10 protein-coding genes are annotated in these 12573 nt (G+C 71.3%); 8 read left to right on the top strand and 2 right to left on the bottom strand.

Features of this window, described 5'->3' with window-relative positions:
- The 7 genes from nuoI to ACIA5A_RS15725 all read left to right on the top strand — a co-directional run bounded on the left by nuoI (window position 1) and on the right by ACIA5A_RS15725 (window position 7919).
- Entirely contained in the window at window positions 1-639 is a 639-nt protein-coding gene (gene nuoI / locus ACIA5A_RS15755; protein ID WP_181571319.1) for an NADH-quinone oxidoreductase subunit NuoI, read from the top strand.
- Window positions 636-1406 (top strand): NADH-quinone oxidoreductase subunit J, encoded by a 771-nt coding sequence (locus ACIA5A_RS15750; RefSeq protein ID WP_396761928.1) that lies wholly within the window; start codon window positions 636-638, stop codon window positions 1404-1406. Before nuoI ends, ACIA5A_RS15750 begins: the two co-directional genes overlap by 4 nt.
- Entirely contained in the window at window positions 1403-1702 is a 300-nt protein-coding gene (gene nuoK / locus ACIA5A_RS15745; RefSeq protein ID WP_089154544.1) for an NADH-quinone oxidoreductase subunit NuoK, read from the top strand. The genes ACIA5A_RS15750 and nuoK overlap by 4 nt, the downstream gene beginning before the upstream one ends.
- Before the next feature lie 10 nt (window positions 1703-1712).
- Window positions 1713-3641: an NADH-quinone oxidoreductase subunit L gene (nuoL, locus tag ACIA5A_RS15740; RefSeq protein WP_396761925.1), complete on the top strand. Its 1929-nt coding sequence runs from the start codon at window positions 1713-1715 to the stop codon at window positions 3639-3641.
- A gap of 64 nt (window positions 3642-3705) precedes the next feature.
- Window positions 3706-5238 carry an NADH-quinone oxidoreductase subunit M gene (locus tag ACIA5A_RS15735; RefSeq protein ID WP_396761922.1) on the top strand — a complete coding sequence of 511 codons (1533 nt, stop codon included), beginning with the start codon at window positions 3706-3708 and terminating at the stop codon, window positions 5236-5238.
- Window positions 5235-6788, top strand: coding sequence for an NADH-quinone oxidoreductase subunit NuoN (gene nuoN / locus ACIA5A_RS15730; RefSeq protein ID WP_396761919.1), 1554 nt, complete (start codon window positions 5235-5237; stop codon window positions 6786-6788). Before ACIA5A_RS15735 ends, nuoN begins: the two co-directional genes overlap by 4 nt.
- Window positions 6789-6878: 90 nt before the next feature.
- Window positions 6879-7919 (top strand): polyprenyl synthetase family protein, encoded by a 1041-nt coding sequence (locus ACIA5A_RS15725; RefSeq protein ID WP_396761916.1) that lies wholly within the window; start codon window positions 6879-6881, stop codon window positions 7917-7919.
- A 333-nt stretch (window positions 7920-8252) separates the two neighbouring features.
- On the opposite strand, the gene ACIA5A_RS15720 is transcribed toward ACIA5A_RS15725, so the two are convergent.
- Window positions 8253-9434: an MFS transporter gene (locus ACIA5A_RS15720; RefSeq protein ID WP_396761913.1), complete on the bottom strand. Its 1182-nt coding sequence runs from the start codon at window positions 9432-9434 to the stop codon at window positions 8253-8255.
- 153 nt (window positions 9435-9587) lie between these two features.
- Between ACIA5A_RS15720 and ACIA5A_RS15715 the strand changes: the two genes are divergently transcribed.
- A complete protein-coding gene (locus tag ACIA5A_RS15715; RefSeq protein ID WP_396761910.1) occupies window positions 9588-10370 on the top strand; it encodes an IclR family transcriptional regulator in 783 nt (260 codons plus the stop codon).
- 71 nt (window positions 10371-10441) lie between these two features.
- On the opposite strand, the gene ACIA5A_RS15710 is transcribed toward ACIA5A_RS15715, so the two are convergent.
- Window positions 10442-12565, bottom strand: a complete 2124-nt coding sequence (locus ACIA5A_RS15710; RefSeq protein WP_396761907.1) for a PhoX family protein — start codon at window positions 12563-12565, stop codon at window positions 10442-10444.
- Window positions 12566-12573: the final 8 nt, after the last annotated feature.

Here is a 12573-nt window from a genome sequence, read left to right as displayed (position 1 = left end):
GTGGGCGCGATCACCGGAACGTTCAAGGGCTTCGGGGTCACCTTCTCGCACATGTTCAAGAAGGTCGTCACCACCGACTACCCGTTCAAGCCGCCGGTCTCGGCGCCGCGCTACCACGGGCGGCACATCCTCAACCGGCACCCGGACGGGCTGGAGAAGTGCATCGGCTGCGAGCTGTGCGCCTGGGCCTGCCCGGCCGACGCGATCTACGTGGAGGGTGGCGACAACACCGAGGAGCAGCGCTTCTCCCCGGGTGAGCGGTACGCCAGCAACTACCAGATCAACTACGCCCGGTGCATCTTCTGCGGGCTCTGCATCGAGGCCTGCCCGACCCGTTCGCTCACCATGAGCAACGAGTACGAGCTGGCCCGGGACAACCGGCAGGACCTGATCTTCACGAAGGAGCAGTTGCTCGCGCCGCTGCTCGAGGGCATGGAGCAGCCGCCGCACCCGATGCGGCTCGGTGACAGCGAGAAGGACTACTACGTCGGCGCGCTCACCAACCCGGGCACCTCGGCCGGCGCCGAGCAGTCGCCGGCGGGCGGCCGGTATCCGGTGGAGGAGCACCCCGGCGTGACCTTCCCCGGCGCCGAGCAGGCCGCGCAGCGGTCCGAGGCGGGCAAGGGAGCAGGGGTATGACCACGCAGACTGTGCTCGCCGCGGCGGGCGAGGTGTCCGGGGGCGAGGAGGTCACCTTCTGGATCCTCGCGCCGTTGGCCCTGATCGGGGCGCTCGGCATGGTGTGGGCCCGCAACGCGGTGCACTCCGCGCTCTGGCTGGTGCTGACCATGCTCTGCCTGGGCGTGTTCTACGTGCTCCAGGCCGGGCCGTTCATCGGCATGGTGCAGATCATCGTCTACACCGGCGCGATCATGATGTTGTTCCTGTTCGTGCTGATGCTCGTCGGCCGGGACGCGTCCGACTCGCTGATCGAGACGTTGCGCGGCCAGCGGGTCGCCGCGGTGGTGCTCGGGCTCGGCTTCGCCGGCCTGGTCGGCACCGGGCTCTACCGGGCGCTGAAGGGCGTCCAGGCGGTCGGGCTGGACCAGGCGAACGCCGAGGGCAACGTGCAGGGCATCGCCCGGCTGCTCTTCACCAAGTACGTCTTCGCCTTCGAGCTGACCTCGGCGCTGCTGATCACGGCCGCGGTGGGCGCGATGGTGCTGGCGCACGTGGAGCGGCGCAAGGAGGACCGGATGGACCAGGTCGCCACCATGAAGGCGCGGTTCCGTCCGGGCAACTACCCCGGCCCGAAGCCGGGCCCGGGCGTCTTCGCCACCTCGTCCTCGGTGGCCACGCCGGCCCGCCTGCCGGACGGCCGGCTGACCGACCGCGGCATCCCGGAGATCATGCCGGTGCGCGAGCTGACGTCGGAGGAGACCGCACTGAAGGGTACGGAGAAGTGACCCCCGACTACTACCTGATCCTCGCGGCGGTGCTGTTCACCATCGGCGCCGTGGGCGTGCTGGTCCGGCGCAACGCGATCGTGCTGTTCATGTGCGTCGAGCTGATGCTCAACGCGGCCAACCTTACCCTGGTCACGTTCAGCCGGATCAACGGTGACCTGAACGGCCAGATCATGGCGTTCTTCGTGATGGTGGTCGCGGCGGCCGAGGTCGTGGTCGGGCTCGCGATCATCATGGCGATCTTCCGGACCCGGCGCTCGGCCAGCGTCGACGACGCCAACCTGCTGAAGTACTGAGGGGTCTGCGGTGGAACAGACTGTGGAATTCGCTACTGCGGATGGCCTGCTGGGCAGCGTCTGGCTGCTGGTGGCGATCCCGCTGGTCAGCGCGGCGGTCCTGCTGCTGCTCGGCAGGCGGGCCGACCGCTGGGGTCACTGGCTGGGCGTGGCCGCCATCGGCGCCGCGTTCGTGCTCGGGCTGACCTACTTCTTCCAGCTCCGCGGCCTGGAGAACAAGCAGGTCCAGTCGAGCCTCTGGCAGTTCATCACCGTCGGCGACCTGAAGGTGGACTTCGGTCTGCTCTTCGACCCGCTGGCCGCGGTGTTCGTCCTGCTGATCACCGGGGTGGGTTTCCTGATCCACCTCTACGCCGTGGAGTACATGGCGCACGACGAGGGCCGGCGGCGGTTCTTCGGGTACTTCAACCTGTTCGTCGCCGCGATGCTGCTGCTGGTGCTCGGCAACAACTACGTGATGCTCTACTTCGGCTGGGAGGGCGTCGGCCTGGCGTCGTACCTGCTGATCTCCTTCTGGTACGGCCGGCCGAGCGCGGCCACCGCGGGCAAGAAGGCGTTCCTGATGAACCGGGTCGGCGACGCCGGCCTGGCCATCGGCATCTTCGTCATGTTCGCCATGCTCGGCACGACCCAGTACGACGAGGTGTTCAACGGGGTCGGCTCGATGACCTCGACCACGGTGCTGGTGCTCGGACTGCTGCTGCTCCTCGGCGCGGCCGGCAAGTCCGGCCAGTTCCCGCTCCAGGCGTGGCTGCCGGACGCGATGGAGGGCCCCACCCCGGTCTCCGCGCTGATCCACGCCGCGACCATGGTCACCGCGGGCGTCTACCTGATCGCCCGCTCCAACCCGATCTTCTCGGCGAACGAGACGCTCCAGCTCGTGGTGGTCAGCGTCGGCGCGCTCACGTTGCTGCTGGGCTGCGTCATCGGCGCCGCGAAGGACGACATCAAGCGGGTGCTGGCCTGGTCCACGGTCAGCCAGATCGGCTACATGTTCCTCGGCGTCGGCCTGGGTGGAGGCGCGTACGCGCTGGCCATCATCCACCTGCTGGCGCACGGCTTCTTCAAGGCCAACATGTTCCTCGGCGCCGGCTCGGTCATGCACGGCATGAACGACCAGGTGGACATCCGCCGCTTCGGCGGGCTGTCGAAGTACATGAAGATCACCTGGCTGACCTTCATGATGGGCTGGCTGGCCATCATCGGCATCCCGCCGCTCTCCGGCTACTTCTCCAAGGAGCCGATCATCGCGTCCGCGTTCGAGCGGGAGGGCTGGACCGCCTGGCTCTTCGGTGGCGCGGCGCTCCTCGGCGCCGGCCTCACCGCGTTCTACATGACCCGGCTCTTCGTGCTCACCTTCCACGGCCCGAAGCGGTGGACCGAGGACATCGAGCACCCGCACGAGTCGCCGAAGCTCATGACGATCCCGCTGATCCTGCTCGCCGCCGGTTCGGTGGTGGCCGGTGGTCTGATGACCTTGAACGACAGCGTGGTGTCCTGGCTGACGCCGGTGCTCGGCGAGGAGGCGGGCGGTGAGGCGCACGGCGTGCTCTCGCACACCGTGATCACCATCCTCTCCATCCTGATCACTGTGCTCGGCGCCGGGCTGGCCTGGTTCCTGTTCCGCAACGGCACGGCCACCGAGCCGCAGCCGGCCGGCGTGGTGGTCACCGCCGCCCGCCGCAACCTCTACACGGACGCCTTCAACGAGGCGGTCTTCGAGAAGCCGGGCATCTTCCTCACCCGGGCGCTGGTGTTCCTCGACAACCGGGGCGTCGACGGGCTGGTCAACGGCCTCGCCGCCGCGGTGGGCGGTGGCTCGGGCCGGCTCCGGCGGCTGCAGACCGGCTTCGTGCGGTCGTACGCGACCTCGATCCTGACCGGCGCGCTGCTCGTGGTGGCGGCGTTCCTGGCGGTGCAGGCGGGGTGGCTGGCGTGATCGACAGCAACGCGGCCGCCCCCGCCGGCGGGCCACGCAGTCACGACGGAGGTAAGGCCGAATAATGTCCAACTTCCCGTTCCTCTCGGTGCTGACCGTGGCGCCGCTGGTCGGCGCCCTGGTGGTGGCGCTGCTGCCACGCAGCCGGCCGGATCTGGCCAAGCTGGTGGCGTTCGGCTGGTCGCTGCTGGTGCTGGTGCTCTCGGTGGTGATGTGGTTCGCCTTCTCCGCCGGCGGCGACCGGTTCCAGTTCCGCGAGTCGTACCCGTGGATCCCGAACTGGGGCGTGCGGTTCACCTTCGAGGTGGACGGCATCGCGCTGGTGATGCTGATGCTGATCGCGATCCTGGTGCCGCTGGTCATCCTGGCGTCCTGGCACGACGCCGAGTCGTCGAAGCGCTCGGTGCCCGTCTACTTCGCGCTGCTGCTCGTCCTCGAGTGCACGATGATCGGCGTCTTCGCCGCCGCCGACGTCTTCCTGTTCTACGTGTTCTTCGAGGTCATGCTCGTGCCGATGTACTTCCTGATCGGCAGCTACGGTGGCCACCAGCGGCAGTACGCGGCGGTGAAGTTCTTCCTCTACTCGCTCGTCGGCGGCCTGTTCATGCTGGCCGCGGTGATCGGCCTCTGGGTGGTCGGCGGCAAGACCTTCGACTGGCAGACGCTGAGCCAGGCGGAGTTCGCCACCAACACCGCCCGCTGGCTGTTCCTCGGCTTCTTCCTGGCGTTCGCGATCAAGGCGCCGTTCTTCCCGTTCCACACCTGGCTGCCGGACGCCGGTGGCGCCGCCCCGGCCGGTGCCGCCGCGCTGCTGGTCGGCGTGCTGGACAAGGTGGGCACGTTCGGCATCCTGCGCTACTGCCTGCCGCTGTTCCCGGAGGCGTCGCGCTGGTTCGCGCCGTGGGCGCTGGCGCTCGGCGTGATCGGCATCATCTACGCCGCGCTGCTGGCGGTCGGGCAGAACGACCTGAAGCGGCTGGTGTCGTACACCTCGATCGCGCACTTCGGGTTCATCGGCGTGGGCATCTTCGCCTTCACCACCCAGGCCGGCACCGGCGCGGTGCTCTACATGCTCAACCACGGCCTCGCCACCGGCCTGCTGTTCCTCGTGGTCGGCATGCTGATCGCCCGGCGCGGTTCGGCGCTGATCAGCGACTTCGGCGGCGCGGGCAAGCTGGTGCCGGTGCTGGCCGGCGTGCTCTTCTTCGCCGGTCTGGCCTCGCTGGCGCTGCCCGGCACGGCGCCGTTCGTCTCCGAGTTCCTGGTGCTGATCGGCACGTTCACCGTCAACAAGCCGGTCGCGGTGATCGCCACGCTCGGCATCATCCTGGCCGCGGCGTACGTGCTGTGGATGGTGCAGCGCACCACCCAGGGCACGCTGAACCCGGCGCTGACCGAGGTCGAGGGCATGCGGCGCGACCTCAGCCTGCGCGAGAAGGTGGTCGTCGCGCCGCTGATCGCGCTGATCGTGCTGCTCGGCTTCTATCCCAAGCCGGTCACCGATGTCATCAACCCCGCCGTCCAGGCGACCATGCAGGACGTCGGCAAGTCCGACCCCGCCCCTGAGGTCGGAAGCGTCCAGGAGGCCGCGAAATGACCGAGCTCAAGCTGCCGTCGATCGACTACGCGGCGCTCGCTCCGATCCTGATCATGCTGGGCGCCGCCCTGCTGGGCGTCCTGGTCGAGGCGTTCGTGCCCCGCCGCCTGCGCAACGCGGTGCAGCTCGGGCTCGCCCTGGTGGCGGCGCTCGCCGCGATCACCATGGTGATCCTCAAGTCCGAGGTCCGGGTGATCACCGCCGGCGGCGCGCTCGCGGTGGACGGGCCGACGCTCTTCCTCCAGGGCGCGATCCTGGTCCTGGCCGTGATGGCCCTGCTGCTCGTCGGCGAGCGCACGGTGGAGCGGGGCGGCGCCTTCGTGGCGCACGCCGCGGTGACCGCCGAGTCGCCGGAGGACCGCAAGCAGGCCGAGGGCGTCGGTGGGGCCACCGAGGTCTACCCGCTGATCTCGTTCGCGATCGGCGGCATGCTGATCTTCGTGGCGGCGAACGACCTGCTGACCATGTTCATCTCGCTCGAGGTGTTCTCCCTGCCGCTCTACCTGCTCTGCGCGCTGGCCCGCCGCCGGCGGCTGCTGAGCCAGGAGGCGGCGATGAAGTACTTCCTGCTCGGCGCGTACGCCTCGGCGTTCTTCCTGTTCGGCGTGGCCCTGATCTACGGCTTCACCTCGGGGATCCCGGGCCGGGGCGCGGGTGTCGACTTCGCCACCGTGCACGCCGCGGTCGGCGAGTCCTCGTCCAGCCAGGTGCTGCTCTTCGCCGGCATGGCGCTGCTCGCCATCGGCCTGCTCTTCAAGGCCGCCGCGGCCCCGTTCCACGTCTGGACGCCTGATGTCTACCAGGGCGCACCGACGCCGGTAACCGGATTCATGGCCGCCTGCACCAAGGTCGCCGCGTTCGGTGCGCTGCTGCGCGTGTTCCACGTCGCGTTCGCCGGCGCCTCCTGGGACTTCACGCCGGTGATCGGCGTGGTGGCGGTGCTGACCATGCTGGTCGGCGCGGTGCTGGCGGTCACCCAGACGGACATCAAGCGGCTGCTGGCCTACTCGTCCATCGCGAACGCCGGCTACCTGCTGGTGGGTGTGCTGGCGCCCAGCAAGGAGGGGCTGTCCGGCACGATGTTCTACCTCGCCGCGTACGGCTTCTCGGTGCTCGCCGCGTTCGCCGTGGTGACGCTGGTGCGGGACGCCGACGGGGAGGCCACCCACCTGTCCCGCTGGGCCGGGCTGGGCCGCCGCTCGCCGTTCTTCGCGGCGATCTTCACGTTCATCCTGCTGGCGTTCGCCGGCATCCCGCTCACCAGCGGCTTCACCAGCAAGTTCGCGGTCTTCGGGCCGGCGTTGGAGGCGAACCAGGCCTGGCTGGTGATCGCGGGTGTGCTGACCAGCATGGTGCTGGCGTTCCCGTACCTGCGGGTCGTGGTGATGATGTGGCTCTCGGAGCCGGGTGAGGCCACCCCGACGGTGACCGTGCCCGGGGCGCTCACCTCCGCGGCCCTGGTCATCGGCGTGCTCGCCACGCTGGTCCTCGGCGTGGTCCCCGGGCCCCTGCTCGACCTGACCACCGGTGCCGCCGAATTCGTTCGATGACAGAGGTGGTCACACCCGGGGGCCGGTACGCCGTGGCGTGCCGGCCCCCGGTCCGTATCCCCCTCACCGAGCAGGTCGAACGGGTGTGGCATGGTTGAAGACGTGGTGAATCCGGCTGGCGAGCGTTCAGGTCAGTTCGGCGCGCTCGGCCTGCATCTCGCCGACCCGCGCGTCGAGGCGTCCGTGCTGGGCGTGCTCGACCGGGTCGAGGCGGAGCTGCGCGCGAGCGTGACCAGCGCCGACCCGCTGGTCACCGAGGCGGCCCGGCACCTGATGGAGGCCGGCGGCAAGCGGTTCCGCCCGCTGCTGGTCGCGCTGGGCGCCCAGTTCGGCGACCCGGACGCCGCCCAGGTCGTGCCTGCGGCCGTGGTGATGGAGCTCACCCACCTGGCGACGCTCTACCACGACGACGTGATGGACGAGGCCGCCGTGCGGCGGGGCGCGCCGAGCGCCAACTCCCGCTGGGCCAACTCGGTGGCCATCCTGGTCGGCGACTTCCTCTTCGCCCGGGCCGCGGACATCGCGGCCGATCTGGGCCCCGAGGCGGTCCGGTTGCAGGCGCGCACGTTCGCCCGCCTGGTGCACGGCCAGATCGCCGAGACGGTCGGCCCGCGCGACACCGACCCGGTGGCGCACTATCTGCACGTCATCGCCGAGAAGACAGGTTCGCTGATCGCGACCTCCGCCCGCTTCGGCGGCATGTTCGGCGGCGCGTCCGCCGCGCACGTCGAGGCCCTGGCCGGGTACGGCGAGGTCATCGGCGTCGCCTTCCAGCTCTCCGACGACCTGCTGGACATCGCCAGCGAGTCGGTGCAGTCGGGCAAGACGCCCGGCACCGACCTGCGGGAGGGCGTGCCCACCCTGCCGGTGCTCTACGCGTTGGCCGGCGACGACGCGGACGCCGCAGGCGTGCGACTGCGCGAGATCCTGGCCACCGGCCCGCTTGTCGACGACGCGCTGCACGCCGAGGCGCTCACCCTGCTCCGCGAGTCCCCGGCGCTGAAGCGGGCCCGGGAGACGGTGCGCAGCTATGCCGAGGAGGCCCGCGCCCGCCTGGCCCCGCTGCCCGAGGGCCCGGCGCGTCGCGCGCTGGAGTCCCTCTGCGACTACATCGCCGACCGCACGAGCTGACCCTCGTCCGGCTCGCGCGCCTCGGCCCGCTCCGGCCTGATGGGGTCGCGGGTGTGCGGGTCCGACCGCCGCTACCGAACGTAGTCCCTGGAAAGAATAGGCGGCATGTAAGCGGTATACCGGAGAGGCATAATTATGCCTCTCCGGTATACCGCTAAGAATTGATGTCTTTCCGTCAGCGCTGCCGGCCCGGCATGCCCGCATGCCCCTGGTCCATCGGCTCGGCTCGGGACGGCACGCGGGCCGGCAGCCGAACGGTGGCCCGTCCGGCGCGTGACGGCGCCGCCCAGGCGGGCGTGGCACTGAACTGCGGACGGGCCGGGCGGACCGGGATCAGGCGGGACGGGCCAGGCGGTGCGCGCCGAGGAGCATGAGCAGGGCGGCCAGGAGCATGGCCAGGGCGGCGGTCAGCCACATCGCCGGGTAACCGGCGGCGCCGGCCAGCGCGCCGAGGCCGAGCGGGCCGAGGCAGCCGCCCGCGTACACCCCGGTCTGGGTGATGGAGGTGGCGGCGGCCGGGGCCTGCGGGTGGAGCCGGACCACCGCGAAGTTCAGCAGCCCGGGCCAGGACCAGCCGAGCCCGAAGCCGAGCACGACGCCCACCACCAGCGGCACCGGGCCGGCGACGGCGAGCAGGAGCAGCCCCACCGAGCCCGCCAGCAGCAGCCCGGCGACGACGCCGACGTGTCCGCCCGCCCGGCGGTCGGCCAACCAGCCGACGCTCACCCGGGCCGCCACGCAGACCGCGCTGCCGAGGGTCAGGGTGAGACCGGCCAGGGCGGGTGGGAGCCCTCGCCCGGCGGACGAGTCGACCAGGAACGTGGCCAGCGCGTTCGCCGCGCCGGCCGCCAGCGTGGCGGCCAGCCCGACCACCACCAGCGCGCCGGTGCCGCCGCCCCGGCCGGCGGGGCGGTTCCCGGTCCGCCGGTCCCGGTCGGTCCGGGGTACGGCCGCCAGCGCGGCCAGCGCGGCCCCGGCGGCCGCCACGAACGCCCAGCGCCAGCCGGCGGTCAGCGCCACGGTCGGCACCGCCGCGCCGGCCAGCAGCGTGGAGAGCGGGATTGCGGCCTGCTTCACGCCGAAGGAGAGCCCCTGGCGGTGGGCGGGCACGTGCTCGGCGAGCGCGGCGTTGCTGGCGAGCTGACCGAGGGCGTTGGCGGCGGCGCTGAGCGCCAGCAGCGCCACCAGCACCGGGTAGGAGCGGGCCAGAGCGGCCACGGCCAGCAGCGAGCCGGTTGAGAGCCCGACGGCCACCCGGGCGACCGGGGCGGGGCCGTACCGCTCGACCAGGGCGCCGGAGGGCACCGAGGCGAGCGCGCTGATGCCGAAGTAGACGGAGACGGCCAGGCCCAGCCCGGTCGGGCTGAAGCCCAACTCGTCGCCGAGCTGGACGGCGAGGCCGCCGACCAGGAAGACCGGCAGGACGCAGGCGATCGTGGTGACGGTGGCGCCCGCGCCCACCCGGACCGCCCGTCCGGACACCGGCGGGCCGGTCCGTGAAATTGTTTCGGTCATCGTCGGCCAACCTACGCCGGCCGCGTTTTTGCTGCTGATCGTGTCTGTCGGTGCACCCTGTGTGTCCGTCGATCTGGCATCCTCGACCCGAACAGGCATTTCGCACTCGGCCTCTTTTTCATATGGTGTAAGTCCCCGGCGGCGGAGGTGGTTGTGCGCGACCCCCTGGCGGAACCTTCGGACCTGATCCGCAGCGTCTCCCGCGCGCTTCGAGTGCTCGAGTCGGTCGGCCGTGCGCCGAGGGGCCTGACCGTGAAGCAGATCGCCCGCCGCTGCGAGCTGACCGTCGCCACCACCTACCATCTGGTCCGCACGCTGGCGTACGAGGGCTACGTGATCCGGCGCGAGGACGGGACGTACATCGTCGGGCTGGAGATCGCCGACCGCTACCGGGAACTGGTCACCGCGTTCCGGGGGCCGCCGCCGGTCGGTGAGGCCCTGCGCCGGGCCGCTGCCGACACCGGCTGGAGCCACTACCTGGGCCGTTTCGTCGGCGGGCAGGTGGCGGTGACCGCGTGCGCCGAGGGGCCGCGCTCGCCCTACATGGAAGACCTGGTGCCCGGCTTCGACGAGGGCGCGCACGCCACCGCGCTCGGCAAGAGCCTGCTCGCCACGCTCACCGCCGAGCAGCGCTTCCGCTACCTGCGCGAATACGGCATGCGTCCGTTCACCACCGCCACCCTCACCACCGTCGAGGCGTTCGAGGCCGACCTGGCCGCCGGTGACCGGCGCGGCATGCAGTTGGAGCTGGGCCAGTTCCGGCAGGGCGTGGCGTGCGCCGCCGTGCTCGTCGCGCCGGACAAGGACATCGAGCGGCGGGTGGTGCTGGCCTGCGCGCTGCCGGCCGGCGAGATGATGACGTCCGCGCGGGTGGTCCGGGCCAAGCTGCTCACCGCCGCGCGGGCGATCGCCGACGGGATCGCCACCGAGAACTGAGCGGGCCACCATCCTGGCGGGATGGTGGCCCGTCAGCGGGCGGTCCAGCGCCGGACCGCCCCGGGGAGGGCTCAGCTGCCGATCGCGCCGCCGTCCAGACGCCAGGTGACCACCACGCCGGGCTTGGCGAAGTCGCCGTCCGGCCAGGTGGAGGCCGGGTTCTCCACCGACGCGCCGGAGATCTCACCCGGGTGCTGCACGGCCACGAAGACCGACCGGTTGTCCTTGGCGATGAACGGTCCGCAGGTCTCCGCGCCGAGCGGCACGGTGAGGAACTGCTTGAGGTGCCCCCGCTCCGGGCCCTCGACGGCGGTGGCGAAGAGGCCGTCGTTGCTGCCCAGCGCGTTGCCGTCGGTCGAGATCCAGAGGTTGCCGGTGGCGTCGAACGCGACGTTGTCCGGGCACGAGATCGGCGAGACCTTCGTCTTGTCGTAGCCGGCGAACCAGGTCGACGCGTCGGCCGGGTCGCCGCAGACGATCGGCAGCGACCAGGCGAAGGTCTCGGCCGTGTTGTCGCCCCGGTCCTCGACCAGTTCCAGGATCTGGCCGTGCTTGTTGGCGTTGCGCGGGTTCGCCTCGTCGGCCGGCGCCTTGCCGGCCTTGCCCCGGTCGGTGTTGTTGGTCAGCGCCACGTAGACCTTGCCGGTGAGCAGGCTCGGCTCGACGTCCTCGGGACGGTCCATCTTGGTCGCGCCCACCTTGTCGCCGGCCAGCCGGGTGAAGGTGAGCACGTCGGCGGCGGTCATCCCGTCGACGTACGAGCGGTTGCCGCTGACCAGCCTGATCCACCGGCCCCGGCCGCCGAACCCACCGTCGGCGGGCAGCGTGCCGGTGCCGTCGATCTCAGCGGCCGGGCTGTCGCCCTCGATCCGGGCGACGTAGAGCGTGCCGGACTCCAGCAGCGTCAGGTTGTGCTTGCGGGCGACCCAGGAGTTGCCCGGCATGAACTTCTTGTCCGAGACGAACTTGTAGAGGTAGTCGAAGCGCTCGTCGTCGCCCATGTACGCGACCACGTGCCCGCTGCGGGCCACGATGACGTTGGCGCCCTCGTGCTTCACCCGGCCCAGCGCGGTGTGCTTGCGCGGCCGGGACTCCGGGTCGAACGGGTCGATCTCGACGACCCAGCCGAACCGGTGCGCCTCGTGCGGGTGCTTCGCCAGGTCGAAGCGCTCGTCGGCGCGGTCCCACTTGCGGCTGCCGCTCGGGTACCGCACGTCGGTCGGGATGCCGTAGCGGGCCAGCTTCGGCTTCAGCTCCTCCGGTGCGCCGTCGCCGCCGACGAAGTACTGGTTGAAGTTCTCCTCGCCGGAGAGCACGGTGCCCCACGGGGTGACCCCGCCAGCGCAGTTGTTCAGCGTGCCGACGACCGTCCGGCCCTTCGGGTCGGCGGCGGTCCGGACCCAGGCCGAACCGGCGGCCGGTCCGGTCAGCTCGAACTTCGTGGCCAGCGCGGTGACCCGGCGGTTGTACTCGCGCCGGCCGCGCCGTACCGGCCGCCACTGGCCGGTGTCGGCCACCCGCTCCAGTTCGACCACGGACATGCCGTGCGCGGCCATCGCCACCCGCACCTGCTCCACGGTCAACGCGTCCTGGCCGGTGAAGCCGGGGAACATCAGGTCCTCGTTGGTGTACTCGTGGTTCACCACGAGCAGCGCGCGCCTGCGGTCGATCGGCAGCACACCGACGAAGTCGTTGTTGTAGCCGAACTGCCGGGACTGGGCGGCGGCGCTCTGGTGGCGTACGTCGAAGGCCGGCGCGCCCGGCACCACCTCGTCGCCCCACTTGATCACCACGGCGTGGTCGTAGCCGTTCGGCACGACCAGCGTGTCCAGCTTGTTCGGTGGGATCGGCTTGAACGTGAGCGCCCCGCTCCCCGGGCGGGCGGCAGCGGCGGCGGCCGGGTCCGTGCCGGGCGCGGCCGGGGTGGCGGGCGCCGCGGCGGCCGGCGCGGCGCCGGCCAGCGCACCGGCGGCGGCGCCGCCGAAGCCGAGCACGAGCGCGCCTACCGCGCCGGCCCGGACCACGCCGCGCCGGGAGACCTCGGCGTCGACCAGATCCCCGAAGTACGGGTTGTCGGAGCGGTTGGGCACCGGGTGGTCGCAGGCGTTGCCGCACCGGTACAGGCAGGTCATCGCGTCGCGACTGCCGTGGCGGGTGCCGCCCAGCAGCGGAAGCAGGCGAGGACGGTCGCTCATGAGGTGGA

The organism is Micromonospora sp. NPDC051300 (assembly GCF_044455315.1).
Taxonomy (GTDB): Bacteria; Actinomycetota; Actinomycetes; order Mycobacteriales; family Micromonosporaceae; genus Micromonospora; species Micromonospora robiginosa.
This window is presented reverse-complemented; position numbering and strand designations above follow the sequence as displayed.

What these genes read in the sequence shown, in the direction of transcription:
- ACIA5A_RS15735 (WP_396761922.1), top strand. Translation starts at nt 3,706, where the DNA reads ATGTCCAACTTCCCGTTCCTCTCGGTGCTGACCGTGGCGCCGCTGGTC.
- ACIA5A_RS15750 (WP_396761928.1), top strand. Translation starts at nt 636, where the DNA reads ATGACCACGCAGACTGTGCTCGCCGCGGCGGGCGAGGTGTCCGGGGGC.
- ACIA5A_RS15710 (WP_396761907.1), bottom strand. Translation starts at nt 12,565, where the DNA reads ATGAGCGACCGTCCTCGCCTGCTTCCGCTGCTGGGCGGCACCCGCCAC.
- nuoN (WP_396761919.1), top strand. Translation starts at nt 5,235, where the DNA reads ATGACCGAGCTCAAGCTGCCGTCGATCGACTACGCGGCGCTCGCTCCG.
- ACIA5A_RS15725 (WP_396761916.1), top strand. Translation starts at nt 6,879, where the DNA reads ATGGTTGAAGACGTGGTGAATCCGGCTGGCGAGCGTTCAGGTCAGTTC.
- ACIA5A_RS15720 (WP_396761913.1), bottom strand. Translation starts at nt 9,434, where the DNA reads ATGACCGAAACAATTTCACGGACCGGCCCGCCGGTGTCCGGACGGGCG.